Annotated in this window: 19 protein-coding genes; 13 read left to right on the top strand and 6 right to left on the bottom strand. The window is 71.0% G+C overall.

Features of this window, described 5'->3' with window-relative positions; genetic code table 11:
* Positions 1 to 101 precede the first annotated feature (101 nt).
* The 6 genes from Vau01_RS08435 (at position 102) to Vau01_RS08410 (ending at position 7,236) form a co-directional block, all read left to right on the top strand.
* Positions 102 to 1,370: an ABC transporter substrate-binding protein gene (locus tag Vau01_RS08435; RefSeq protein ID WP_203988944.1), complete on the top strand. Its 1,269-nt coding sequence runs from the start codon at positions 102 to 104 to the stop codon at positions 1,368 to 1,370.
* A complete protein-coding gene (locus Vau01_RS08430; protein WP_203988942.1) occupies positions 1,367 to 2,296 on the top strand; it encodes a carbohydrate ABC transporter permease in 930 nt (309 codons plus the stop codon). The genes Vau01_RS08435 and Vau01_RS08430 overlap by 4 nt, the downstream gene beginning before the upstream one ends.
* On the top strand, positions 2,296 to 3,144 hold the full coding sequence (locus Vau01_RS08425) for a carbohydrate ABC transporter permease (RefSeq protein WP_203988940.1): 849 nt from the start codon (positions 2,296 to 2,298) through the stop codon (positions 3,142 to 3,144). The genes Vau01_RS08430 and Vau01_RS08425 overlap by 1 nt, the downstream gene beginning before the upstream one ends.
* 5 nt (positions 3,145 to 3,149) lie before the next feature.
* Positions 3,150 to 4,562, top strand: coding sequence for a D-apionate lactonase family protein (locus Vau01_RS08420; RefSeq protein ID WP_203988939.1), 1,413 nt, complete (start codon positions 3,150 to 3,152; stop codon positions 4,560 to 4,562).
* A gap of 10 nt (positions 4,563 to 4,572) precedes the next feature.
* Entirely contained in the window at positions 4,573 to 5,433 is an 861-nt protein-coding gene (locus tag Vau01_RS08415) for a phytanoyl-CoA dioxygenase family protein (RefSeq protein WP_203988937.1), read from the top strand.
* A gap of 120 nt (positions 5,434 to 5,553) precedes the next feature.
* Entirely contained in the window at positions 5,554 to 7,236 is a 1,683-nt protein-coding gene (locus Vau01_RS08410; protein WP_203988935.1) for a discoidin domain-containing protein, read from the top strand.
* 125 nt (positions 7,237 to 7,361) lie between these two features.
* On the opposite strand, the gene Vau01_RS08405 is transcribed toward Vau01_RS08410, so the two are convergent.
* Positions 7,362 to 8,435 carry a LacI family DNA-binding transcriptional regulator gene (locus tag Vau01_RS08405; protein ID WP_203988933.1) on the bottom strand — a complete coding sequence of 358 codons (1,074 nt, stop codon included), beginning with the start codon at positions 8,433 to 8,435 and terminating at the stop codon, positions 7,362 to 7,364.
* Between the two features lie 712 nt (positions 8,436 to 9,147).
* Here Vau01_RS08405 and Vau01_RS08400 point away from each other — a divergent pair.
* From Vau01_RS08400 to Vau01_RS08385, 4 genes are all read left to right on the top strand, one after another.
* Positions 9,148 to 11,508 (top strand): WD40/YVTN/BNR-like repeat-containing protein, encoded by a 2,361-nt coding sequence (locus tag Vau01_RS08400; protein WP_275423926.1) that lies wholly within the window; start codon positions 9,148 to 9,150, stop codon positions 11,506 to 11,508.
* Between the two features lie 88 nt (positions 11,509 to 11,596).
* Positions 11,597 to 12,178 (top strand): PadR family transcriptional regulator, encoded by a 582-nt coding sequence (locus tag Vau01_RS08395; protein WP_203988931.1) that lies wholly within the window; start codon positions 11,597 to 11,599, stop codon positions 12,176 to 12,178.
* A 70-nt stretch (positions 12,179 to 12,248) separates the two neighbouring features.
* Complete coding sequence (locus Vau01_RS08390; protein WP_203988929.1) at positions 12,249 to 12,974, top strand: ABC transporter ATP-binding protein; 726 nt, start codon at positions 12,249 to 12,251, stop codon at positions 12,972 to 12,974.
* On the top strand, positions 12,971 to 15,445 hold the full coding sequence (locus tag Vau01_RS08385) for an FtsX-like permease family protein (protein ID WP_203988927.1): 2,475 nt from the start codon (positions 12,971 to 12,973) through the stop codon (positions 15,443 to 15,445). The genes Vau01_RS08390 and Vau01_RS08385 overlap by 4 nt, the downstream gene beginning before the upstream one ends.
* A gap of 15 nt (positions 15,446 to 15,460) precedes the next feature.
* Here the strand turns inward: Vau01_RS08385 and Vau01_RS08380 are convergent, their stop codons facing one another.
* Genes Vau01_RS08380 through Vau01_RS08365 form a run of 4 tightly spaced genes read right to left on the bottom strand, consistent with a single transcriptional unit; the run spans position 15,461 to position 19,041 of the window.
* The gene (locus Vau01_RS08380; RefSeq protein ID WP_203988924.1) at positions 15,461 to 16,645 is read right to left on the bottom strand and encodes an ABC transporter permease; all 1,185 of its coding nucleotides are present in this window, start codon (positions 16,643 to 16,645) and stop codon (positions 15,461 to 15,463) included.
* Positions 16,645 to 17,337: an ABC transporter ATP-binding protein gene (locus Vau01_RS08375; protein ID WP_203988922.1), complete on the bottom strand. Its 693-nt coding sequence runs from the start codon at positions 17,335 to 17,337 to the stop codon at positions 16,645 to 16,647. The genes Vau01_RS08380 and Vau01_RS08375 overlap by 1 nt, the downstream gene beginning before the upstream one ends.
* On the bottom strand, positions 17,334 to 18,410 hold the full coding sequence (locus Vau01_RS08370; protein ID WP_203988920.1) for a peptidoglycan-binding protein: 1,077 nt from the start codon (positions 18,408 to 18,410) through the stop codon (positions 17,334 to 17,336). The genes Vau01_RS08375 and Vau01_RS08370 overlap by 4 nt, the downstream gene beginning before the upstream one ends.
* On the bottom strand, positions 18,403 to 19,041 hold the full coding sequence (locus Vau01_RS08365) for a hypothetical protein (protein ID WP_203988918.1): 639 nt from the start codon (positions 19,039 to 19,041) through the stop codon (positions 18,403 to 18,405). The genes Vau01_RS08370 and Vau01_RS08365 overlap by 8 nt, the downstream gene beginning before the upstream one ends.
* A gap of 85 nt (positions 19,042 to 19,126) precedes the next feature.
* Here Vau01_RS08365 and Vau01_RS08360 point away from each other — a divergent pair, with 85 nt between their 5' ends.
* The 3 genes from Vau01_RS08360 to Vau01_RS08350 all read left to right on the top strand — a co-directional run bounded on the left by Vau01_RS08360 (position 19,127) and on the right by Vau01_RS08350 (position 23,310).
* The gene (locus tag Vau01_RS08360; protein WP_203988916.1) at positions 19,127 to 19,768 is read left to right on the top strand and encodes a response regulator transcription factor; all 642 of its coding nucleotides are present in this window, start codon (positions 19,127 to 19,129) and stop codon (positions 19,766 to 19,768) included.
* The gene (locus Vau01_RS08355) at positions 19,765 to 21,003 is read left to right on the top strand and encodes a sensor histidine kinase (protein ID WP_203988914.1); all 1,239 of its coding nucleotides are present in this window, start codon (positions 19,765 to 19,767) and stop codon (positions 21,001 to 21,003) included. The genes Vau01_RS08360 and Vau01_RS08355 overlap by 4 nt, the downstream gene beginning before the upstream one ends.
* Positions 21,004 to 21,147: 144 nt before the next feature.
* Entirely contained in the window at positions 21,148 to 23,310 is a 2,163-nt protein-coding gene (locus Vau01_RS08350) for an ABC transporter permease (protein ID WP_203988909.1), read from the top strand.
* Here Vau01_RS08350 and Vau01_RS08345 read toward each other — a convergent pair.
* Complete coding sequence (locus Vau01_RS08345; RefSeq protein ID WP_203988908.1) at positions 23,307 to 24,695, bottom strand: sensor histidine kinase; 1,389 nt, start codon at positions 24,693 to 24,695, stop codon at positions 23,307 to 23,309. The genes Vau01_RS08350 and Vau01_RS08345 overlap by 4 nt on opposite strands.
* Positions 24,696 to 24,730: the final 35 nt, after the last annotated feature.

Below are 24,730 nucleotides of genomic sequence, written 5' to 3'. Positions count from 1 at the left end.
CACGCGGCCAACATGCATTTGAACCGGTTCAGATGGTCCGTCGCGCATCGACGGCCCGTCATATCACCCTGTTCTCCCCGCCGCCGTTAGGGAAAGTCCACATGACACCTCGATCACTTACGGCTCTTGTTCTGGTCTCGATCCTCACGGCGGGCTCCCTCGCCGCCTGCACGGGCGACGACGACAGTTCCGACCCCGGCACGCTGACCATCCTGTCGTCCTTCACCACGGGCAACGCGACGGGCGATCATTTCGCCAAGTTGAAGCAGAAGTTCACCGACGAGACCGGCATCAAGATCGATGTGGAGGAGGCGAACACCAACGACATCGGCAACGTCTACGAGGCGTCGAAACTGGCCAACAAGGAACGCGACATCGTCATCCTCAACTTCACGCCCACCACCAGTGACTGGCTGCCGCAGAGCCAGGTCGTCGACGTCAAGAAGTACCTCGACCAGTGGGGCCTGACCGACCAGATCCTGCCCGAGGCGATGAAGTTCTGGACGCAGCCCGAGGGCGTGGCCGGATTCCCCTACATCGGCTTCAACTGGCCCGTCTGGTACAACACCGACCTCCTCAAGAAGGCCGGCGTGAACGACGTACCCAAAACCGTCGACGACCTGATCTCCGCGTCGCAGAAGCTGAAGGCGCAGGGCGTCGGTGGGATCGTTCTCGGCGGTGCCGAGTGGCCGGTACAGAACTGGATCACCTGGATGATCCAGCAGTACGTACCGGCCGACGAGGCGCAGAAGATCTTCGAGAAGGGCGGCTACTGCGCCAGCGCGGGCGCCGTCAAGGGTCTCAATCTGTTCGGCCGGCTGCGCGACTCCGGCGTGTTCATCGACAACGTGCAGGGCTACACCGCCGACCAGATGACCACCACCTACCGCACGCAGAAAGCGGCGATGGTGCCCAACGGCTCGTGGGCCTATCCCGACACGCCGGCCGAGGTCGCGAACGTGACCAGGCTCGCCGGCTTCCCCGTGGTGTCCGACGGCATCTACAAGAAGCCGACGGCGTTCCAGGGGCACTCCAACGGATTCTTCCTCTCCCCGAACGGCGAGAAGAAGATCGCGTCGGTGGAGAAGTTCATCAGGTTCATGTACCGGCAGGACGTCGTGCAGAGCTGGGTCTCCGACGCGGCGCAGATCATGAGCGTCAAGCCCGACCTGCTCGGCGCCGCCCGGTCGAGCCTGCCCCTGGTGCAGCAGGGCGCGAGCCTGGCCAAGGATGTCGACTTCATGTTGCTGCCGGACTCGTACCTGCCCTCCGGTATGGACTACCAGCCGGCCGGAACGAAGTTCATCGGCAGCCGGGGAATGAAGGGCGAGGAGTTCTGCAAGGACCTCGACAAGCTGTATCAGAAATGACAGCGCTCCTCGAGCCGGACACCACCACCGTCGAGCCGCCGCGCCACCGGGCGCGGCGGCGCCGCACCCGCGACCGGGGTCTCATCCTCTTCGCGGTGCCGTCGCTGGTGTGGTACCTCGTCTTCACCATCGGGCCGCTGGTGGCGATGTTCGTCGTCGCATTCATGGACTGGGCCGGCCTCAACGCGCCGGCCAGCGTCAACGGACTCGACAACGTCGGCCGCCTGGTCGAGGACGAGCGCGTCTACACCGCCGCCCGGAACACCGCCGTGCACCTGTTCATCTCCGTGCCGGTCATCATGGTCGGCTCGTTCATGCTCGGGTACTTCCTCAATCTCAAACTCCCCGGACACCGGGTCCTGCGCGTCATCATGTTCATTCCGGCGCTGATCTCGCTGTCGTCGCTCGGCATGCTGTTCGTCGCGGTGCTCGGCCCGACCGGTCTCATCAACTCGTTTCTCGGCCAGATCGGCATGGGTGACCGGGCGACCGCGTGGCTTGCCGACCCCACGTGGGCGATGCCGTCGCTCATCGGCGTCACGATCTGGTCGGGTCTCGGGTTCACGGCGATCCTGTTCGCCGCGCGGCTGTCCGCCGTCGACGGGGAGATCTACGCGGCGGCCGAACTCGACGGCGCCAACCACTGGCAGAAGATGTGGCGCATCGCCTACCCGATCTGCCGCGACTACTTCGGCGTGCTGACCATGCTCCAGTACCTGTGGACGTTGTTCGGGTCGGCCGGCCTGGTGCTGCTGCTCACCCGTGGCGGGCCGGGCGAGGCGACGTCGACGCTGTCGTGGCTGGTGTACCACTTCGGATTCCGGTCCAACGACGTCGGGTACAGCCAGACGATCGGCCTGGTGCTCTTCGTCCTCGGCATCGTCGGACTTCTCATCATCCGTCGGGCGTTCCGGGCGAGGTACTGATGGCCACTCTCAAGAGACGGCGCTTCACCCCGGCCGTCACCGGCTCCTACGTCCTCGTGGTGCTGTACGCGCTGACGATGGTCATTCCGCTGTACTGGCTGCTGATCTCGGCGTTCAAGTCCCAACTCGACACCGTCGACCAGCCGTTCCTGCCGACGTTCTCGTCGGGGATCGACCATTTCACCGAGGTGTGGAATCTGCTCAGCATGGGCGAGGCGATGCTGAACTCGCTCTACATCACCGCCGTTTCACTGGTGTTGACGATCGTGGTCGCCGTACCCGCGGCCTACGCCCTCGCCCGTTCGCGCGGCCGGATCGCCACGGTGTTCGAACGCGTCTACGCGATGGGTTTCCTCATTCCGGGCTTCGCCGCGTTGGTGCCGACCCTGCTGCTGGCGATCGAGCTGAAGCTGTTCTACACGCGTGAGTTCATGATTCTCTACCTGCCGGCGTCGGCCCAGCCGCTGGCCGTCATCCTGCTGACGCAGTTCATGCGGACGGTTCCCGCGGAGTTGGAGGAGAGCGCCACCATCGACGGTGCCGGCCGGTTCCGGATCCTCCGCAGCGTGTACCTACCGTTGACGATCCCCGGAATCGCCACGGTGTCGATCCTGAACTTCATCGCGTTCTGGAACGAGTACCTCTACACCCTCGTCATCGTGGGCATCAACCCGGAGCTGCGGACCGTGCAGGTCGCACTGCCCACGCTGCAGGGCAACCAGGGCATCACCGACTACGCACTGGTCTGCGCCGGCACGGTGATCTCGGTGCTGCCGGTGTTCCTCGTCTACGCGGTGCTCAACCGCCGGATGGAGAACGCGCTCGTGCAGGGCGCCGTCAAGGGTTGAGGTCCATGTTCTCGACGCGCGAGGACCGCAGCGACGGGCTCGACCTGCGCACCGTGCGGTACGGCCCGGAGGAGGTGTGCTCCCGGCTGTACTTCGCGGTGCGCGACCGATGGTGGCGCACCGCGCCGCTGTCGATCGTCCGGAGCCGTCGCGGTGTCACCGGAACCGGGTTCGTGCACGAGATCGACGCCGTCACCGGCTGGGACTCGCACCCGGTCGAGGTCGCGCTGCGGTACGTGGCGGACGGCGCCGAGCTGACGGCCGAGGTGACGGCGACGGCGCGTGGATCGTTCACCTACGGCCGGATCGGGTGGTGCGTCCTGTTCCCGATGGGCGCCTACAGCGGCCGGCCGGCCGTCTCATGGCGCGCGGGCGTCGCGACGGAGTTCGGTTTCCCGACCGAGGTCGTCACCCGTGACCTGAGGACACCGGCGTCGACGCGGTTCCACCGACCGTTCGACGTCGTCGACACGACGCTCGCGCCAGGTACCCGGGTGCGGTTCTCGTTCCAGGGCGCCGAGTTCGAGTTAGAGGACCAGCGCAACTGGACCGATGCGTCGTACAAGGCCTACTCGATCCCGCCGCCCGGCGCGCACCGTCCACTGTCCACTGTCGACGGTCAACGGTTCACGCAGCGGGTGCGGATCCGGGTCGAGCCGGCGGGTCTCCCGGATGGTGCGCGTGATCCGGCGGTGAGCGTCGGCGCCCCGGTGGCGGTCGTGCCCTCGATCGGGCTCTTCGACGGTCGTCTGTCACCACGGTCCTTCCGGCCCGGCGGCGGGTTCCACGACCTCAACGCCCGACCGCTCGGCCCGGCGGACCTGGCCACGCACGACTCGATCGAGCTGCCCGTCAACGGTGCCGTGCACGCCGCGGACGACGATTCGGTGCTGGAGACCACGGCGATGCACGGCATCCTGGTCGCGCAGATCCGGGCCACCTACCCGGACGTGCCGGTGCGGCTGGCTCCGGTCTCGTTCCGTGACGTCGCCGGCGACTGGCTGGATCGGGCCGACCGCTATGCGCCCGAACCACCGGACGGGCCGCTGTCCGACCGCCTGCTGAGCGGGTTCGCGGCGACCTGGGTCATCGCGAGCGCCGCCCGGGCCCTTCCCGAGGGTCCGGACATGCTGCGCTACTTCGACGCCGCGATGCCTCCGGACACACCCGCCGCGCGCGCCGTGGCGCGACTGCACGCGCTGCGTGGCCGGCCGGTGCTGACCGTCCGAGCCCTCGAGCCGCTGGCGGCGTTGGCCGTCGGCACCGACCACGGAATCACTCTCGCCGTGGCGAACACGGGGCCCGACCCGATCCGGTTCCGGTTGCCGGACGGCCGCGACGGCGCCCTGGACGCGTTCGCGTCCGCGTGGTTCGACCTGTCGCACGTGCCCCGCCCCACGACCCGGACCGCACGCTGAGGAGGCGTCGATGAAAGTTCTCACGCACGACGACGTGGAGCACTTCCTGGAGAAGGGCTACGTCCGGCTCCGCGGCTGTTTCACTCCGGCGGCCGCGCAGGAGTACGCCCGCCACATCTGGGAGCGGCTCGGGTACCGGCCCGACGATCCGTCGACGTGGGAGCGCCCGTCTGTACACATGGCGTCGCACCGGGACATCGATGTCAAGGAGTTCGCGCCCCGGGCGTGGTGGGCGGCCTGTGACCTCGTCGGTGGCGAGGAGCGCATGGCGACCGACAAGCCGTTCCCGTGGACCGACGGGTTCATCGTCAACCTGTGGCAGGACGCCGACCGGCCGTGGCGGGACCCGTCGGCCGACTCACCCGGGTGGCACGTCGACGGTGCCTTCTTCCGGCACTACCTCGACTCACCCGAGCAGGGCCTGCTGGCCTTCGTTCTGTGGTCGGACGTGGTGCACCGGGGTGGCGCGACGTTCGTCGCCACCGACTCGGTGGCCCCGGTCGCGCGGTACCTCGCCGACCATCCCGACGGATGCCTGTCCGGCGGTCGACCGGTGGACGGCGTCCCGGTCATCCCGTACGACGACCTGGCCCGGCAGTGCTCGGAGTTCATCGAGGCAACCGGGGACATCGGCGACGTGTACCTCCTGCATCCGATGATCCTGCACGCGAAGTCACAGAACGTCCTGCGGCGGCCGCGGGTCATCACCAACTCGACGCTGTTCCTGTCGGAGCCGATGCGGTTCAACCGACCGAACGTCGACGACCACTCGCCCGTGGAGCGTGCGGTGCTCCGCGCGTTAGGCGTCGACCGGTACGACTTCGTCGCGACCGGTCCGCGGGAGCGCCGGAACACCGAACCCGCGGCATGACTTGAACCGGTTCAGAAACCGACTTACTCTCATCTATATCCGCTGCCGGCAGCCACCAGTCACGACCCGGGCCACATCGACCCGCGCCGCATCTCCTCCCCGCCGAAGGATGGTTGCTCCATGCCCAGACGAAGGTTCCATGCCGCGTTCGCCACGGTGATCGTCGCGACCGCGGCGGTGCTGAGCGTCCCGTCGATCGCGCACGCCGCCACGAATCTCGCGCTCGGAAAGAGCGTGACGGTCAGTTCGACCGACGGCAATCCCGCACCGAACGCCGTCGACGGCAACGCGTCGACGCGCTGGTCGAGCGCGTACGACGATCCACAGTGGATCGTCGTCGACCTCGGCTCCGCGCAGACCGTCGGCTCGGTCACGCTGCGGTGGGAAGCCGCCTTCGGTCGCGCCTACCAGGTCCAGACGTCCACCGACAACAGCACGTGGACCAACCGGTTCACCACCACCGCCGGCGACGGCGGTGTCGACACCGCGACGTTCACCCCGGCGCAGGCCAGGTACGTGCGCATGAACGGCACCCAGCGGGCCACCGCGTACGGGTACTCGCTGTACGAGTTCGAGGTCTACTCCGGGAGCGCCGTCACCAACGTCGCCCTGAACCGGCCGGTGGCCGTCAGTTCCGACGACGGCAACCCGGCGGCGAACGCGGTCGACGGCAACGCGTCGACACGGTGGTCCAGCGCGTACGGCGATCCACAGTGGATAGTGGTCGACCTGGGCACCGGCGCCACCATCGGCGCGGTGACACTGCGCTGGGAGGCCGCCTTCGGCCGTGCGTACCGGATCCAGACGTCCGACGACAACACGTCGTGGACCGACCGGTTCAGCACCACGACCGGCGACGGTGGCGTCGACACCGTCACGCTGTCTCCGGTGTCGGCGCGCTACATCCGGTTGTACGGCACGCAACGCGCCACGCAGTACGGCTACTCGTTGTACGAGTTCGAGGTCATGGGCACCGGCGGTGGGGGTCCCGTGGATCCGCCGCCCGCCGGCGACGGGCCGGACATGACCGGCTACGCCGCGGTGTACGACTACCGGTTCGGCACCGCAGCCGGCCGGTTCTCGAACCTCGCCGCACGGTTCAACCCGTACGGCATCGCCGGCACCTCGGTCATCAACAACGAATGGCAGCGCTACCAGGCCTTCAACGGCACCAACCACCGGCTGACCGCCGACAGGCTGGAACTCACGGCGGTGGCCAACCTCGGCGGTGTCTACAACGGTGGCGTCTCCAGCGGCCAGATCACGACCAAGGACACGTTCTACCCGCGCAACGGCAAGCGGTACATCTTCAAACTGCGCGCCAAGGTGCCGCAGAACAAGCGCGGCGCCTGGCCCGCGTTCTGGATGTACGCCCGCCAGGCGCCGAACACCAGCAGTGAGATCGACATCGTCGAGATCTTCGATACGCCGACCCAGAACACGTTCGACTGGACCGGCTACGACCACGGCGAAGGCGTCGGTTCCAACTTCCACAGCATCATGACCAACCAGTGGGTGTGGCACCCCGGGTTCGACTTCGCCGCGGACTACCACACCTACACGCTGGTCTGGGAGGAGGGCCGGATCTTCAAGTGGGTCGACGACTACTGGGTGAAGGGCACCAACTTCACCTGGCAGGGGTCTGACCCGCAGGTCCTCATCAACCTCGCCATGGGTGGCTCGAACAACAACAACCCCAACTCCGCGTCGTTCCCCGCCGTGTTCAGCATCGACAGCTTCCAGGTCTACGTCGACTGTCCCGGCGACGCGGTCACCACCAGCTGCCACGTCCCCACCGGATGACGCGTCACATCCGCACTGCCGCTGGAGCGGTCGTGGTCGCGGACGCCCGGCCCGATCGGTGCGGAACAGGGCCGGGCGTCCGCGCCTTCGCTGGGGAACGTCAGATCGGTAACACCGCAGCGGAGTCAGCTTCCGGCTCGGCGCAACGGCCGGGTCGACTGGCGCGGGTTCAGCGTGCCCGCGGGCAGCGTGGTGTGGCTGGGCTCGCCGCCGTCGAGCATTGCCAGGAGCGCGCGTGCCGCGAGTTCGGCCTGATGCGTGGGTTTCTGCTGGACGGCGGTGATCGACGGCACGGTGATCTCGCACAGGTCCGAGTCGTCCCACGCGACGATCGAGACGTCCTCGGGAACCGAGAGCCCCATCTCGTGCATCACCTTCAGCGACGCGGCCGCCATCACGTCGTTGTCGAACACGATCGCGGTGGGCGGTTCGGCGACACTCAATAGTTCGCGTGTCGCGCGCATGCCGGCGATCGCGCTGTAGTCGGTGTAGACCACCCGGTACACGCCACTGTCCAGGCCGGCCGCGGCGAGCGCATCGAGGTAGGCGAGGTCGCGCTGCCCGGTGTGGACCAGTTCCTCGGTGCCGGCCACACGGGCTATCGCACGGTGGCCGAGCGCCATGAGATAGCCGACGACGGTGCGCGCCATGGGAGCCGGATCGGCGTCGACGGTGGAGAACCCGTCGATCCCGGGGCCGCCGCCGATGACGGCGCCGGGTAGGCCGATCTCCATCAGGGCGTCCAGCCGCGGGTCGCGCTTGCGCAGATCGGTCAGGATCACGCCGTCGACGTGTCGACCGGCCCACCACTTGCGGTACACGTCGACGGTGTCCTCGATCCTGTCGACCAGATGCAGCACCAGCGCCATGCCGTTGCGGTTCAGCTCAGCCTCCACCCCGCTGAGCATCTGGGTGAACCACGAATCGATGATCATCTGCCGGGGCGGACGGACGATGACGAGGCCTACCGCGCTGGCACGCGAACTGCCCAGCGAGCGGGCCGCGAGGTTCGGGGCCCAGCCGAGATCGCTCGCTGCGGCGAGCACGCGCGCCCTCGTCTGCTCCGACACGCCCCGGCGACCGTTCAAGGCGTACGAGGCCGCCGCCTCCGACACACCCGCATGGTCCGCGACCTGCCGGATCGTGACGCGCGCCGGCCCAGGCGCCTCCACTGGCTCATCTCCCGCTGCAGCCACCACCTCGTGCACTGTACTGCCTGGCCAGCGGGGGTCAGGACAACTGCCGACTTGACGGGCCGAGGCCATGGCTGCGGTGTGCCCCGAGAGCAGATGTGCGGTGCTGTTGCTGGTGTTGCTCGGGTCGTTGTACCTGTGGACGCGGTGGCCCGTCATAGTCCGGGTAGAACGAGCCATCGTCGATCCTCGACGTCAACAGCCAGAACTGGTCGCCGGTGCCACCGCCGTCGCGGACCGCGTCGGTCCACGCCCGGTACGCCGCATCCCGCGCCGCGACGTCGGAATGCCGGTGCTCGCGTTGATGGATACGCCGACTCCACGACCATCCGCTCGCTGGATCGCGCCAGCTCGAACAACGGCTACATCACCGCCGCCGCGACCCACGCGAGCAACCCCTACGGCATCCTCGTCACCCGGTCCACCCTGACCAGCAGTGCCGCCGCCAACACCGTCGCCCTCGGCCGGTGCTGGCACGCCGGCGGCGCCGCCGACGCGATCGGCCAGGTCCTGATCCGCGATTCCGCGCTCGGTGGCCACCTCCGCCAGACCGGAGCCTGGCAGGACATGAGCGGCTTCTCCTGGAGGACCTGCCGGTTCACCGAGTACAACAACACCGGAGCTTCGTGCCCACCGGCCGGCGAGGCGTCGTCGATCGACATTTTGTATGGACGCCAAACTATTGACACCACCGTCGGCGCTGGGTACGAATCGACGCATGACCCCCGAGCGCCCCCGCCTGTCCCGTCGGAACGTGCTCGCGGCCGGTGCCGCCGGTGGCGCGGCCCTGGTGATTCCCGGAGGTCCGGCGGGTGCCCACCCGTCCGGCGCGGGCGCAGTGGACGCCGCGGTGGAGGCCGCGGCGGGCCCCGCCGGCTCGGGGAGGCCCGGTACGCGCCGGTACGTCTGGCGCAATGTCGAGATCGTCGGCGGTGGATTTGTTCCGGGCATCGTGTTCAACCAGCGCGAGCGCGGCCTGGTCTACGCCCGCACCGACATCGGGGGTGCCTACCGTTACGACCGCCGAACGGAACGCTGGATCCCGTTGCTCGACTGGGTCGGCTGGGATCAGTGGGGATACACAGGCGTCGTCAGCCTCGCCACCGACGCCGTCGACCCCGACCGGCTGTACCTGGCCGTCGGTACGTACACCAACGGTTCGGATCCGAACAACGGTGCCATCCTGCGCTCGCGCGACCGGGGCGCGTCGTGGCGCGTCAGCGAACTGCCGTTCAAACTCGGTGGCAACATGCCCGGGCGGGGCATGGGCGAGCGCCTCGCGATCGACCCGAACGCGAACCGGATCCTGTACCTGGGTGTCCGCGGCGGCCACGGCCTGTGGCGCAGCGAGGATCACGGAGCATCGTGGGGCCGGGTGACCAACTTCCCCAACCCGGGCAACTATGCCGACGACCCGAGCGACCCGTCCGGGTACTCCAGCGACAACCAGGGCGTCCTGTGGGTGGCGTTCGACCCGCGCACCCGAAAAGGCGGCCCCGGCCGACCGACCGGGACGATCTACGTCGGCGTCGCGGACAAGGCGAACATGCTGTACCGGTCGACCGACGCCGGCCGTACCTGGGAACGGGTCCCCGGTCAGCCCACCGGGTTCATCCCGCACAAGGGCGTCGTCGACGCGGGCGGCACCCTGTACGTGGCCACCAGCGACACCGCCGGCCCGTACAGCGGCGGCAAGGGCGACGTCTGGAAACTCGATCCGGCCGGCACCTGGACCAGAATCAGCCCGGTGCCGTCGGACAGCCCGGAGGACACGTGGGGCTACAGCGGCCTGACGCTCGACCGGCGCCGCCCCGGCACGCTGATGGTCGCCACGCAGATCTCCTGGTGGCCCGACACGATCTTCTTCCGCAGCACCGACGCGGGCGCCACCTGGACCCGTGCGTGGCAGATCACCAACTGGCCGGAGCGGGTCAACCGCTACGAGATCGACTACTCCGAGGCGCCCTGGCTGACCTGGAACAGCACTCCGGCGCCGCCGGAACAGGCCCCGAAACTGGGCTGGATGACCGAGTCGGTGGAGATCGACCCGTTCGACTCCGACCACCTGCTGTACGGCACCGGCGCCACGATCGACGGCACCCGCAACCTTACCGCCTGGGACACCGGCGGAACTGTGCGGATCTCGGTGCGGGCCCGCGGCCTGGAGGAGTGCGCGGTCCTCGACCTGATCAGCCCGCCCACCGGTGCGCATCTGCTCAGCGCTGTCGGTGACGTGGGTGGCTTCGCGCACCACGACTTCGCCAACCCTGGTCGCATGTTCGCCGACCCCACGCTCAGCAGCGGCACGAGCATCGACTTCGCCGAGAACGCGCCGTCGGTGGTCGTGCGTACGGGCAACGGCGGCCCGCCGCGGTTCGGCCGGTCCACCGACGGCGGGGCGACCTGGACCCCGGCCGCGACCGAGCCGCCCGGCACGTCGGGCGGCGGCCTGGTCGCGGTGTCGGCCGACGGCGCCCGCGCGCTGTGGGCGCCCACCGGCGGCCCGGTCAGCTGGACGGGTGACGGCGGCGCCACCTGGACCGCGTCCACCGGGGTTCCGGCCGGTGCCGCCGTCGGGTCCGACCGCGCCGACCCGTCCGTGTTCTACGCGTTCGCCGCCGGCACCTTCTACCGCAGTGTCGACGGTGGTGCCACGTTCACGGCGACCCCGGCGACCGGTCTGCCCGCGACCGGGAACGTGCGGTTCACGGCGGTGCCGGGAATCGCCGGCGAGATCTGGTTCGCCGGCGGCGCCACCGGTGGCACGTACGGCCTGTGGCGGTCGACCGACGGCGGCGCGTCGTTCGTCCGTCACCCCGGCATCGACGAAGCCGACACCGTCGGCTTCGGCCGGCCCGCTCCCGGATCCCGTTTCCCGGCGGTCTTCAGCAGCGCGCGTATCGGCGGCGTCCGTGGCATCTTCCGGTCCGACGACCGCGGGCGGACGTGGGTGCGCGTGAACGACGACCAGCACCAGTACGCGTGGACGGGCGCAGCGATCACGGGCGACCCGCGGGTCTTCGGGCGGGTCTACGTCGCGACGAACGGACGGGGAATCATCTACGGCGATCCGGCCTGACCCTCCGCGACGGCCTCCCGCCGAGGGCCTAGATCCTCGCTATTATATCGAGTATGCTACTCGACATGATATCTAGTTTGATCGCGCCATGAGTGTCCGACACGCGCTGTTGGCGCTGCTCAGCGAGGGTCCGAAGTACGGGCTGCAGTTGCGCGAGGAGTTCGAGGCCCGCACCGGCGAGGTGTGGCCCCTCAACGTCGGGCAGGTCTACACCACCCTGCAGCGGCTCGAGCGCGACGGGCTCGTGGAGTCCGACGACGATGTCGACCCCGGCCCGCAGAAGGGGTTCCGGATCACCGCGACCGGCGCCGAGGAGTTGGCCGGCTGGTTACGCACCCCGCCCGATCTCGCCTCCCCGCCACGCGACGAGCTGGTCATCAAGATCCTCGTCGCGGTCCGGCTGCCCGGTGTCGACGTGCACGAGGTCATCCAGGCGCACCGCCGCTACATTGTGGAGCTCATGCAGGAGTGGACCCGGCTCAAGGACGAGGAGGGCGACCTCGACCTGAGCCTGGCGCTGGTGGTCGACGCCGAGCTGTTCCGCCTCGACTCGGTCGTGCGGTGGTTGGACACCGCCGACGGCCGACTCAAGCGGGCCGCCCTCGAGCCGCCTGCCCCGGCCCGGACGCCGGCGTCGTTGATCCGCCGGCGGGCGGGGGTGCGCCGATGAGCGAGCGTCAGCGAGCGAATCATCAACTCAGTGCCTGCGAATGCATCGCCGAGCGGAGCGAGGCGATCGCATGAGCGGTGTGCTGCAGTTGCGCGAGGTGTCGAAGACCTACCTCGACGGCGCCGACGAGGTGCACGCGTTGCGCGAGGTCGACCTCACCGTGGAGGCCGGCAAGATGGTCGCCGTCATGGGCCCCAGCGGCTCGGGTAAGAGCACGCTGCTCACCATCGCCGGCGCCCTGGAGACGCCGACCTCCGGCGAGGTGCTGATCGGGGGCCAGCCGTTGTCGGCGATGTCCCGCGACGACCGGGCCCGGTTGCGCCGGCGGGCCATCGGATACGTGTTCCAGGACTTCAACCTGCTGCCCGGCCTCACCGCCGCCGAGAACGTGGCCCTACCGCTCGAACTCGACGGTCTGGGCGCCGGCAAGGCCCGCACGGCCGGCCTCGCCGGTCTGGACCGGCTCGGCCTCGCCGACCGCGCCGAGCACTTCCCCGACCAGCTGTCGGGCGGCGAGCGGCAGCGGGTGGCGATCGCCCGGGCCGTCGTCGGCGACCGGCGCCTGCTGCTGGCCGACGAGCCGACCGGCGCGCTGGACTCCGAGAACGGCGAGGCCGTCATGCGGATGATCCTGACCGCCTGCAAGCACGGAGTCGCCGCCGTCGTCGTCACCCACGACGCGCAGCTCGCCTCCTGGGCCGACCGGGTGCTGTTCATCCGCGACGGGCGGGTCGTCGACCGGACCGCGCCGCGCCGGGGACCCGACTCGCTGCTGGCCGAAGAGGCCGCCCGGTGAGCGTCGCCCTGCAGGACCGGCCGTTGGTCCTCGGCACCGGCAACGGCGGGATGCCGGCCCGGCGGGCCGTGGTGCGCTGGGCGTGGCGGCTGTTCCGTCGCGAATGGCGCCAGCAGACGATCGTGCTGGCGCTGCTGCTGCTCGCCGTCGCGTTCACCACCGTCGGGCTCGGGCTGGCCGCCAACACCCCGTCGCAGGCGGCGATGTTCGGCACGGCGAATCACATCGCCACCGTCAACGGCACCGGCCCGCAGGCCGACGCCGCCGTCGACCAACTGCGCGGCAACTACGGCACCGTCGAGGTCGTCGAGCACGCCAGGAAGGTGGCGGTGCCGGGCACTGCCAGCGGCGTCGACCTGCGCGCCCAGGACCCCCACGGCCCGTACGGCCGCCCGATGTTGCGCCTGGACCGGGGCCGGTGGCCGCAGGGTCCTGACCAGATCGCGGTCACCGACCGCGTGCTGCGGCTGGCCGGCCTGCATCTGGGCGGCACCTGGGTCGCCGCCGGCCGGACGTGGACCGTCGTCGGCGTGGTGGAGAACCCGCTCAACCTGGCCGAGGCGTTCGCCCTCGTCGCGCCCGGCCAACTCGGCGCCGCCGTCGACCGCGTCGACGTGCTGCTGAAGGTGTCGCGGGCGGAGTTCGTCTCCAAGCCCCGCCCCGACGGCGTCTCGACCCAGGAGCGCAACGAGGACGGCGACCCGGCCACCATCCCGGTGCTCATGCTCGCCACGATCGGGCTGGTCTTCGTCGGCCTGCTGTCCGTCGCCGGGTTCCACGTCATGGCCCAGCGGCGGCTACGCGCGCTCGGGATGCTCGGCGCCATCGGCGCCAGCCACCGGCACATCCGCCTCGTTCTGTTGGCCAACGGCCTGGTCATCGGCGGCGTCGGCGCGATCGCCGGCGCGGTCGTGGGCGTCGCCGGCTGGGTCGCGCTCGGCCCGTTCTTCGAGCCGATGCTCGGCCATCGCGTCGACCGGTTCACCCTGCCGTGGACGCCGTTGCTGCTCGCCGTGGCGCTGGCCACGGTGACCGCCGTCGTCGCCGCCTGGTGGCCGGCCCGGGCGGCCGCCCGCGTGCCGGTTGTCGCCGCTCTCTCCGCCCGGCCGGCCCCGCCGCGGCCGGCACACCGGTTCGCGGCCGTCGGAGCGGTGCTGCTCGCGTCCGGGCTGACCGCCCTGTACCTGTCGGAGCAGACGAAGCCGCCGTACATCATCGGCGGCGTGCTCGCCACCGCGCTGGCGCTGCTCCTGCTCGCTCCGGTCGGCGTGGCCAGCATCGGCGCCGCCGCCCGGCACGCTCCCCTCGCGACCCGCCTCGCCATGCGCGACCTGGCCCGCTACCGCGCCCGGTCCGGCGCCGCGCTGGCCGCGATCGCCCTGGCCATCGGCATCGCCGCCGTCGTGGCGCTGGGCACGGCCGTGACCGTGGCCAAGGCGTCGGCACCCACCGGCGGCGCCATCCCGGCCGACCAGATGATCGTCTGGCTCGGCCGGGAACGGATGACCGGGCCGGTGCCGGTGGTCACGGCCGCGCAGCTGGCCGACTTCCGGAAGCGAGCCGACATCATTGCCGCCGAGCTGCACGCCACGGTGCTGCCGCTGACCGGCGCCGTCGACCCGAACGCGCCGATCGAGCGCGACACCGGCGGTCGCCCACCGACCGTGCTGGGCATACGGCGCGCTGCCGGCCCGGGCGAGCCCGGCGGGGTCATGTACAACGGCAATGAGATGGTCGCGCTCTACGTCGCCACCCCCGAAGTACTCACGCACTACGGCATCGACCCGGCGAGCGTCGGCGCCGACACCGACGTGCTCACACCGCGGGCAGATCTCAACGGATACGACATCATCCCCGGTGGCGTCCCGCGCTGGCAGCCGGTCCTGCAGCACGTCGACCTGCCGGGCTACCAGTCCCTGCCGAATGTCCTTCTCACCCGGCGCGGCATGGCGAAGCTCCACCTGACCGAGATCCCGGTGGGATTCCTCATCGACGCGCCGGGCAAGCTCACTGCGGCGGACGTCGACCGCGCGCAGCAGTCCGCGGCCGCCGCCGGGCTCTATGTCGAGTCCCGCCCGACCGGCGCCGACGAGATCCGCCTGGCCGCCTGGTTCACCGCTGCCGGCATTGCCGTCGCACTCGGCGTGCTCGCGATGACCGTCGGCCTGATCCGCAGCGAGACGGCCCGCGACCTGCGCACCCTGTCGGCGGCCGGCGCGCGCCGGCGCACCCGCCGCGCCCTGACCGCCGCGACCGCGGGTTCGCTCGCGCTGGCCGGCGCGATCATCGGCATCGCCTGCACATACCTCGCGGTGTTGGCCTGGTTCCACCAGGAGCTGCACTGGTTGGCTCATCCACCGTGGACCAATCTGGCGGCCATCCTGGTCGGCCTGCCGGTCGTCGCGTATCTCGGCGGGTGGCTGCTGACCGGACGAGAGGCGCAGGAGATCGCGCGCCAGCCGCTCGACTGACGCGACGGCCGGCGGTCATAGCGAGCGGAGCGCTTCGGTGGGGGACAGCCGGGCGGCCCGTGCCGCCGGGTACATCCCCGCGAGTGCGCCGATCAGGAGGGCGGCGGCGAGTCCGGCCAGCACCGCCACCGGCGGGACCGCCAGTGGGTTTCCGGCCAGTCGTGCCGCGACCGCCGTCGCCAGGACGCCCAGCCCGATGCCCGCAATACCTCCGGCCGCCGCGAGCAGGGTCGACTCCAGCAGGAACTGGACGGCGACGTGCCACCGGCGGGCGCCGAGGGCGCGCCGCACACCGATCTCGGCACGCCGCTCCAGCACCGAGATCACCATGATGTTGGCGATGCCGACCCCGGCGATGAACAGCGCGATGCCGCCCAGACTGAGGAACAGCCCGACGAACGTGCCTTTCGCCTTGATCCGTGCCACCAGCAGGTCGGAGGGCCTGCCTACCTGGACGTCGCGGTCGCGGGCCGGTGACGCGGTGGCCGGAAGCACCGCGGCGACCGCCGCCACCTGGTCCGGGTCGGCCCGCAGGTAGACGCGGGTCGGACCGTCGGCGCGTCCGAACAGGTCGGCGGCGACACCGAAGCTGATCATCGCGGCGACGTCGAGCTCCGGTGCGATCGCCACGGGTGCCAGCACTCCGACGACCGTGAAGTACGTCCCCCCGACGAGGACCTGCGTCGGTTCGGCCAGGGTGGCGATGCCGAGGATCCGGGCCGCCTCGTAGCCCAGAACGGTCACCGGATACCTCTCGGCGGTCGCGTCGAGGTAGTGGCCGCGTAGCATCCGCGCACCCAACGTGTCCACAAGGGACGGTCGGGCGGCGAGCACGTTGATGCCGCTCGTCTTGACGACCGGGATCGCGGCGCTGCGTCGCACCGTCACGTTGTCGACCGTGCCGACAGCGGTGACCGTACGCACCGGCGGAATGCGCGCGACCATCGGCTCGACGGTTGCCGGCAACGGGACCGTCCGGCCGTTGGTCGTCTGCGCCGAGGCGACCGTGAGCAGGTTGCCCTGCTCGCCGAGCTGGTCGAGCAGGTCGGCCTTGGACGACTCGGCGATGCCGAGCACGGCGACGACCGCCGCGATCGCGATGGCGATGCCCAACGCGGAGAGGGCTGCCCGGATGCGCCGGGCCCGCAGGCCCGTGCCGGCCATGGTGACCGCGTCGCGCAGGCGCAGCCGCGAGCCCATCAGGCACCGACCCGGGGCGCGGAGTCCGCGACGATCCGACCGTCGCGCAGGTGCACCTGCCGCGCCATCGCGGCGGCGACGTCGACGTTGTGGGTGATCAGAACGACGGTCGTGTGGTCGTCGGCGAGGCCGGCCAGCAACGCGGTGATCTCCGCGCCGGTGGCCGAGTCGAGGTTGCCGGTCGGTTCGTCGGCGAGCACCACGGCCGGCCGTCCGACGATCGCGCGGGCGATCGCGACCCGTTGCCGCTCCCCGCCGGAGAGCTGCCCGGCCCGATGACCGATCCGCCCGGTCAGCCCGACCTGATGCAGCGCCTCGGTGGCCCGCTCGCGCCGTACCCGCGCCGGTGCACCCCGGTACACCAGGCCGGTCGCCACGTTGTCGCGCACGCTGAGGTGATCCAGCAGGAAGAACTGCTGGAAGACGAAGCCCAGGCTGGTCGCCCGGACGCCGGACAGCTCCCGGTCGGACATCGCCGACGTGTCGGCGCCCGCGATGCGGACGCTGCCGCTGGTCGGTCGCTCCAACGTTCCCAGGATGCCCAGCAGTGTGGACTTGCCGGCGCCGGAGGCGCCGGTGATGGCCACCGTCTCGCCCGCGGCGACGACCAGGTCGATGTCGGCGAGCGCGGTGACGGCCGTCGGTGGCGGATAGACCTTGCTCACGCCGGACAGCTCCAGTGCGACCCTCATACGGCTGGCACCTCCACCGTCGCGCCCTCGCGCAGATCCGGACCGTCGACCTGGACGAGCGTGTCGCTGAACAGGCCGGGGGTGACCCCGACGAGCCGCCGGGTGCCGTTCTCGACGAGGTACAGCCCGTACCCGCCGCCGGCGAGCGCGACGAGGGCGGTGACCGGTACGGCGAGCACCCCGGTGACGGTCCCGCTGGTGATGTCGACCTGTACCGGCGCCTGGTCGAGCGTGCCCGCGGCGGCCGGGTTGTCGAGCGTGACCGTCGCGGGCACGCTCGCGGCGTCCTGACGGCCCATGTTGTTCTCGGGCGGCGTGCTCGCGACCGTCGACAGCGCGCCGACCTTCCCGGTCACCTTCTTGCCGTCGGGCAGCGTGACCCTGACGGCGTCGTTCGGGTGCACCAGGTGCGTCCGACTGACGGGGACGTCGAGCGTCACCGCGGCCGTGTTCGACGTTCCCGACAGCAGCGGGTCGGACCCGCCGGCCGGCGCGCCGACCTTCGCCGTGACCGTGGTGACCCGAAGCGGGCCGGGCTGGAACGAGACCGCACCGAGTTCCAGCCGGCCGGTGACCGGCTGTCCGGTCGCCCGCTGCCAGCGTCGCAACGCCGCGGCCGTCGCCTGGTTGAAGGTGGCGTCGACGGTCAGGTTCGCCGCTGTGGCGTGGCCCAGCGCGACGAGGTTCGCCTCGACCGCCTGCACATCGGGGCCGGCGGTGACGCCGCTCGACAGCGCCCGCCACGCGGGCCGGTCGCCGATGAACAGCCGGACCGGTCGGTTGTCGACGGCGTAGACCGGCTCGCCCCGGTTGACCACCTGGCCGGGCTGCGGCAGCCAGGTCACCGTGCCGTGGTCCGCGGCGGCCCCGTACACCTCGTACGCGCCGACGAATCCGAGGGTGCCGGGCATGGTGGTCGTGGTCGACAGGTCCGTCCTGATGATCGTTGTGGTGCCGGTCGACACCTCTGTCGCGGCCGGCACCGGCGGCCGTTCGCGCAGCCACCACCCGGCGCCCGCGGTTCCGGCGAGAGCGGCCGCACCGGCCCCGGTCAGCAGCGCCCGCCTACGCATTGGTCAGGTTTCCGAGGCTCGACACGCGCTGCTCCTCGTCGAGGATGCTGCGGCACTCCGTCAGGGCCCGCTGCACGGTCGGGTCCGCCTTGCCGTCGGCCGGAAGCTCATCAGGGTTGAGACCGAAGCCCTTGCCCGGAATGAACGAACTGCTCGCCGTCGGGTCCTTGACGTTGGGCAGCCCGTGGGCGCGCAGGCACTCGGCGGACTTGACCCCGGCCCGGATCACGGCCGGCGGCGGGGGCGCCTGGTCGGCCATGCCGAAGTTGGCCGCCCGGATGAGTTCGGCGCAGGCGGTTTGCAGGGCTTCCCGCTCCGGCTCGTCGAGTTCACGCAGCGCCACCTCGTCGGTGTAGACGCGACCGTCGGCGGTCAGCACCGGATCCTGGTAGTTGGGTGCGCCGTTCTCCCGGATGCACTGCGCGGCGGCGTGCAGCTTGGTCCGCCGCTCCGCGCTGCCGTCGCCGTTCGCGGCATTGGGGTTCCCGCCGGCGCCGGCGCTGGCGTTTGTGCCGGCGCTGCCGCCCAGCGTGGGAACGCCCGGCGATTCCGGCTTGTCGGAGCACGCGGTCGCCAGCGTGCCAAGGCTGAGTGCGGCGGCCATGACGGCCACCAGTCTGCGTACGGGCATGGAGCAGGTGTACCGGGGCGGCGGTGACACCAGCGCTACGCGGGATGTTGGACCGATGTCATGTCCCACCACGCACAATGGCGGCATGCGCGTGCTGGTGGTCGAGGACCACGTGACGTTGGCCGCCCGCATCGGCGAGGGACTGCGGGACGCGGGCATGGCCGTCGACGTGGTCCACGACGGTGCGGCGGCGCTCGCCGGTGCGCGCGACACCGAGTACGACGTCATCGTGCTGGACCGTGACCTGCCGGTGGTGCACGGCGACCAGGTGTGCCGCTCGCTCGCCGGCGTGGCGCGGATCCTGATGCTGACCGCGGCGGCCGCCGTCGACGACCGGGTCGACGGCCTGGAACTCGGCGCTGATGACTACCTCGGCAAACCGTTCGCGTTCACCGAACTCATCGCGCGGGTGCGGGCGCTGGCCCGACGCGCGCCGTCGGCGCCGCCGGTGGTCCGCCGCGGCGGGCTCACCGTCGACCGGGCGAGGCACCGGACGGTCCGGGACGGCCGGGTGCTGTCGTTGACCCGCAAGGAGTTCGGCGTCCTGGAGATGCTGATAGCGGCCGACGGCGCGGTGGTCAGCGCGGAGGAGCTGCTGGAGCACGTGTGGGACGCCAACGCCGATCCCTTCAGCAACGTCGTCTCGGTGACGTTGACCCGGTTGCGCCGCAAGCTCGGGCCGCCGCCGCTGATCGAGACGGTGGTCGGTCGGGGATACCGGCTGTGAGGGTGTCGCGGCCACGGCTGACCGTGCGGGTGCGGCTGACCCTGCTGTACACCGGTGTGTTCGCGGTCTGCGGTGCGATCCTCGTGGCGATCACCTACGGCCTCGTCGCGGGAACCCTGCCGATGCCGACCGACCCGGAGCCGAAGGACAAGCCTGCGACGGCGCAGACGGTCGAGAAGCGCGAGGGGGTGACGGACGAGTTCATCGTGGCGTGCCGGACGGCGCTCGGCGACCCGACGGCCGACCCGCTCCTGCGGAGGAAGTGCCAGGCGGCATACGAGGAGGGCCTGCTGGTCGGTGCGCAGACCCAGCGCGAGGCGACGCTGAGCGACCTGCTGGGATATTCGCTGACGACGCTCGCCGTGGTCGCGCTGCTGGCCGCGGTCGCCGGCTGGATCGTCGCCGGCCGGGTGTTGCGCCCGGTACACCGGATCACCGCGGCAGCCCGCGACGCGTCCGAGAACAGCATGGCGGCCCGGGTGGCACTCAGCGGTCCCCGCGATGAACTGCGCGAGCTGGCCGACACCTTCGACGCGATGCTCGACCGGTTGCAGACGGCGTTCGAGGGACAGCGCCGGTTCATCGCGAACGCCGGTCACGAGCTGCGCACCCCGCTGACCGTCATGCAGGCCACCCTGGACGTGGTGCTCGCCAAGCCCGAGCCGACCAACGCGGAGCTGCTCGGCATGGGCCAGGAGGTGCGGGCCGAGGTCGACCACGCCAAGGCCCTGATCGAGGCGCTGCTCACCCTCGCCCGCACCGACCGGGGGCTCGGCGGGTGCGATCCGGTCGACCTCGCGACGTCCGCCGAGGACGCGATCGACGGCGCGGCGCTTCCGCTCGACGCCCCGCGACTGACCACATCGCTCGCCCCGGCACCGACGAGCGGCGACCCGATTCTGCTCGAACGCCTGGCCGCCAACCTGATCGACAACGCGGTGCGCTACAACGTGCCCGACGGCGAGGTCCACGTCTCCACCGCGACGGTCGGCGACCGGGCGCTGCTGACGGTCACCAACACCGGCCCCGTCGTCCCGGCCGACGCTGTCGAGGGCTTGTTCGAACCGTTCCGACGGCTGCTCGATCGCACCGGCGACGGCGGGTTCGGGCTCGGCCTGGCGATCGTCGCCTCGATCGCGGCGGCGCACGGCGGTGAGGCGGCGGCCCGGCCCCGACCCGAGGGTGGATTGAGCGTCACGGTGAGCCTGCCCGCCAACCGGACCGGGGTGGGATGACGGTTGCCCGAGACGGGCGTCGGTGCCGGGAGTCCGGCGGCCCCCAAGATAAACTCTCAGGGTATATACGCGAGGTATACCCCGAGGGTATTTTGTCGGCATGACCGCAACTGCCAGGGCGCTGCACCCCGTGCAGGTGCACTCGTGATCCGCCTCGCGATGCGCCTGGCCGTCGCCGGCGGCCGCGAGGCGATCCTCCGGTTGGCGATCATCGCCGTGGCGGTGGCGCTCGGCGTCGGAATGCTGCTCGGCATCCTGGCCGGGCTCAACGCCGTGCAGTTGCAGGGCGACCGGTACGCGATCCTCAACACCGGCGAGGGGACACCGGGGGAGCCGGGCGCCGATCCGCTGTGGTGGTCGCTGCGGACCGACATGTTCGACAACACGGTGATCGACCGGATCGACCTGGCCGCCACCGGGCCGAATTCGCCGGTGCCGCCGGGGATACCGCGGCTGCCCGGGCCCGGCGAGTACTTCGTGTCGCCGGCGCTCGCCCGCCGGCTGGCCACCACGCCTGCCGACGAGTTGGGCAACCGCTATCCGGGCCACCAGGTGGGCATCATCGGGCGCGAGACGCTCGCCAGCCCGGACCGGCTCATGATCATCATCGGGCGGACGTCGGACGAGGTGGCCGCCATCCCGTTTGCGGCCAAGGTCAACGGCATCGAGACCGACGCGCCCGACGTGTGGATCTGGGCACTCAATCTCATCCTGGCGGTCACCGGCGCCGGTCTGCTGTTCCCGGTCCTCATCTTCATCGGCACCGCGACCCGGCTCGCCGCGACCCGTCGTGAGCAACGATTCGCCGCGATGCGCCTGGTCGGCGCGACCCCCCGGCAGATCTCGACGATCGCGGCGACCGAGGCGACCGTCGCCGCGATGGTCGGGACGGCGCTGGGATTCGGGCTCTTCCCCCTCGTCCGCGACTGGCTGGCCGGGATCCCGTTCACCGGCGAGGTGTTCTATCCCGACGAGGTGGCCCTGACCCCGCTCGGCGTCGTCGGGGTGGCGGTCGGGGTGCCGGTCGCCGCCGCGGTCGCGGCGCGGTTCGCGCTGCATCGGGTGCGCGTCTCGCCGCTCGGTGTCAGCCGCCGGGTCACCCCGAAGCCGCCCCGTGCGTACCGCCTGCTCGTGCTGGTGGTGGGCCTCGCGGAACTGGGCTACTTCATCGGCAACCGGCCCGAGACGGGGATCGGCCAGACCGCGGCGTACCTCCCCGGCCTGCTGCTGATCATGGCGGGACTCGTCGTGGCCGGCCCCTGGTTCACGATGCTCGGTGCCCGCATGCTGGCCCGGCGGGCGAACCGGCCCGCCACGCTGCTGTCGGCCCGCCGGCTCGCCGACAACCCGCAGGCCGCGTTCCGCGCCATCAGCGGCGTGGTACTGGCATTGTTCGTCACCACCGTCGCCACCGCGGTGATCACGACGATCGTCGCCAACCGCGGCAGCCACATGCAGGGCGCGGGTGCCAGCAGTGCCGTGTTCAGCTACATGGACAGCGACACGGTGGAGGTTCCGGCGAGCGTCAACGCCGACCTCGCGGCGACGCCCGGCGTCGGCAACCTGCTGGTGCTGCGCAGCGACCCGGACGCCGAGCGGGGCCGGATGCCCACCGTGGTCGCCTGCGCCGACCTGGAGAAGACGGCGGTCTACGGACACTGTGAAAGCGGGGCACAGGTCGCCTCGATCTGGCCGGGGCTCGACTGGGACGACAACCGGTCGACGGTGTGGCCGACGTCGTCGATCCCGCTCGCCGACCTGCCGACGTTGCCGGTCTACGCACTGCTCGTGCAGACCGACGGGTCGCGGCTGGCGATCGAGAGGACCCGCACGGTGCTGTTGACGACGTTCCCGGCCGAACGGAACCCACCGATCACCGGTGACGAGCACCAGGTCGACTTCGTCAGCACGCTCACCGGCTGGAAACGGTTGGCCAACCTGATCATCCTGGCGAGCCTGCCGATCGCCGGCTGCAGCCTCGCGGTCAGCGTCGCCGGCGGGCTCAGCGACCGCCGCCGCCCGTTCAGCCTGCTGCGGCTCAGCGGCGTGCAGGTACGGGTGCTGCGACGGGTGGTGGCCCTGGAGAGCGCGGTGCCGCTGCTGCTCGTCGCGGTGGTGGCGATCGCGGCCGGCCTGCTCACCGCCGAGCTGTTCCTGCAGGCGCAGCTGGGTTACACGCTCGTGCTGCCCGGCGGCGACTTCTGGTTGCTGATCGGCGGGTCGCTCGTGGTTGCGCTGGCGGTGATCGGGTCGACGCTGCCGCTGCTGGAACGGATCACCGGCCCGGAGACCGCCCGCAACGGCTAGCGGGGGAGAACGACCTTGAACTGCGCGCCGCCGCCGGGGGAGGTCGAGATGGTCACCGTTCCGCCGTGCGCGACCACCAGTTCGCGCGCGATCGGGAGGCCGAGCCCGGCGCCGCCGCGCTGGCGGGAGCGGTCCTCGTCGAGGCGGACGAAGCGTTCGAAGACCCGTTCCCGGTCGGCGTCCGGGATCCCCGGCCCGTCGTCGGCGACGGTGATCTCGGCGGTGCCGTCCGGCTTGGCCAGGGTGAGCGAGACCGCGTGTCGGGCGTGCCGGGCGGCGTTGTCGACCAGGTTGCGCAGGATCCGGTGCAGGTGGTGCGGATCCCCGCTGACCCGCACCGGAGCGGCGTGCACCTCGACGGCCAGGTCGGGCCGGGCGGCGGCGATCCGGTCGCGCTCGGCGTAGACCAGGTCGTCGAGGTCGACGTCCTCGCGGCGCAGCCCCAGCCCGGACTCGTCGACGCGGGCGAGCAGCAGCAGGTCGTCGATGAGACGGGCCATCCGGTCGCTTTCCTTGTGCATGCGGGTCACCTGTGCGGCGACGTGGTCGGAAAGCTCAGCGGCGCCGAGGATGTCGAGCCCCGCGTGGATGGTCGACAGCGGGCTGCGCAGTTCGTGGCTGGCGTCGGCGACGAAACGACGTTGCGCGGCGGCGGCTGTCTCGATGCGGTCCAGCATCGTGTTCATAGTGGTCGCGAGGGCGCCGACCTCGTCGGTGGCGGTCGGCACCGGCAGCCGCCGGTGCAGGTTGGTCGCACTGATCACCGCGGCTTCGCGTCGCATCGCTTCCACCGGACGCAGGCTGCGCCCGACGAACACGAACGTGGCCACGCCGACCACGGCCGTCAGCAACGGCAGGCCGACGAGCAGCGCACCGGTGGCGGCGTAAGTGCCGTCGTCGATCGCGTCCATCGACTGCGCGACCAGCACCACGTGGACGCCGTCGGCGGTACCCACGCCGACGGCGACGACCCGGAACGGCTCCCTTTCGGCGATGGCCAGTTGCCGCTCCTCCCGTACGGTCCGGCCGGCGTCCGGGCGCAGCGGCGACACCGGACCCGCCCCGGTGACCGACGCCGACGCCGCGACCACCGTCCCGGCCGGGTCGAGGACCTGGACGACGGTGCGGTCGCCCGGAACGGAGCCTACCGCGGCGGCGAGATCCGGATCGGTGCCGTCGCCGACCACCGCGGCGACCTGGGCGGCCCGCTGGCCGGTGGTCTGGTCGACGCCGCCCTCCAGGATGTAGTGCGCGGTGACGACCAGCGCGATTCCGGTCAGCACCGATGCGACCGCGACCACGCCCGCCGCGGCGAGCGCGGTCCGCAGCCGTACACCGAGCCGTTGTCGCAGCCACCCGACCAGCCGTCGTCGCAGACCGTTCATGGTGACGACTATCGCGCAGCGCGTCCTGAAAGCGA

It is taken from the genome of Virgisporangium aurantiacum (assembly GCF_016863635.1).
Taxonomy (GTDB): Bacteria; Actinomycetota; Actinomycetes; order Mycobacteriales; family Micromonosporaceae; genus Virgisporangium; species Virgisporangium aurantiacum.
Note: the sequence above shows the minus strand (reverse complement) of the source record. Positions and strands in the feature narration are given on the sequence as shown.

Excerpts from the sequence above, each read along its gene's own strand:
- Vau01_RS08435 (WP_203988944.1), top strand. The coding sequence starts at position 102 with ATGACACCTCGATCACTTACGGCTCTTGTTCTGGTCTCGATCCTCACG.
- Vau01_RS08430 (WP_203988942.1), top strand. The coding sequence starts at position 1,367 with ATGACAGCGCTCCTCGAGCCGGACACCACCACCGTCGAGCCGCCGCGC.
- Vau01_RS08425 (WP_203988940.1), top strand. The coding sequence starts at position 2,296 with ATGGCCACTCTCAAGAGACGGCGCTTCACCCCGGCCGTCACCGGCTCC.
- Vau01_RS08420 (WP_203988939.1), top strand. The coding sequence starts at position 3,150 with ATGTTCTCGACGCGCGAGGACCGCAGCGACGGGCTCGACCTGCGCACC.
- Vau01_RS08415 (WP_203988937.1), top strand. The coding sequence starts at position 4,573 with ATGAAAGTTCTCACGCACGACGACGTGGAGCACTTCCTGGAGAAGGGC.
- Vau01_RS08410 (WP_203988935.1), top strand. The coding sequence starts at position 5,554 with ATGCCCAGACGAAGGTTCCATGCCGCGTTCGCCACGGTGATCGTCGCG.
- Vau01_RS08400 (WP_275423926.1), top strand. The coding sequence starts at position 9,148 with ATGACCCCCGAGCGCCCCCGCCTGTCCCGTCGGAACGTGCTCGCGGCC.
- Vau01_RS08395 (WP_203988931.1), top strand. The coding sequence starts at position 11,597 with ATGAGTGTCCGACACGCGCTGTTGGCGCTGCTCAGCGAGGGTCCGAAG.
- Vau01_RS08390 (WP_203988929.1), top strand. The coding sequence starts at position 12,249 with ATGAGCGGTGTGCTGCAGTTGCGCGAGGTGTCGAAGACCTACCTCGAC.
- Vau01_RS08380 (WP_203988924.1), bottom strand. The coding sequence starts at position 16,645 with ATGGGCTCGCGGCTGCGCCTGCGCGACGCGGTCACCATGGCCGGCACG.
- Vau01_RS08375 (WP_203988922.1), bottom strand. The coding sequence starts at position 17,337 with ATGAGGGTCGCACTGGAGCTGTCCGGCGTGAGCAAGGTCTATCCGCCA.
- Vau01_RS08370 (WP_203988920.1), bottom strand. The coding sequence starts at position 18,410 with ATGCGTAGGCGGGCGCTGCTGACCGGGGCCGGTGCGGCCGCTCTCGCC.
- Vau01_RS08365 (WP_203988918.1), bottom strand. The coding sequence starts at position 19,041 with ATGCCCGTACGCAGACTGGTGGCCGTCATGGCCGCCGCACTCAGCCTT.
- Vau01_RS08360 (WP_203988916.1), top strand. The coding sequence starts at position 19,127 with ATGCGCGTGCTGGTGGTCGAGGACCACGTGACGTTGGCCGCCCGCATC.
- Vau01_RS08345 (WP_203988908.1), bottom strand. The coding sequence starts at position 24,695 with ATGAACGGTCTGCGACGACGGCTGGTCGGGTGGCTGCGACAACGGCTC.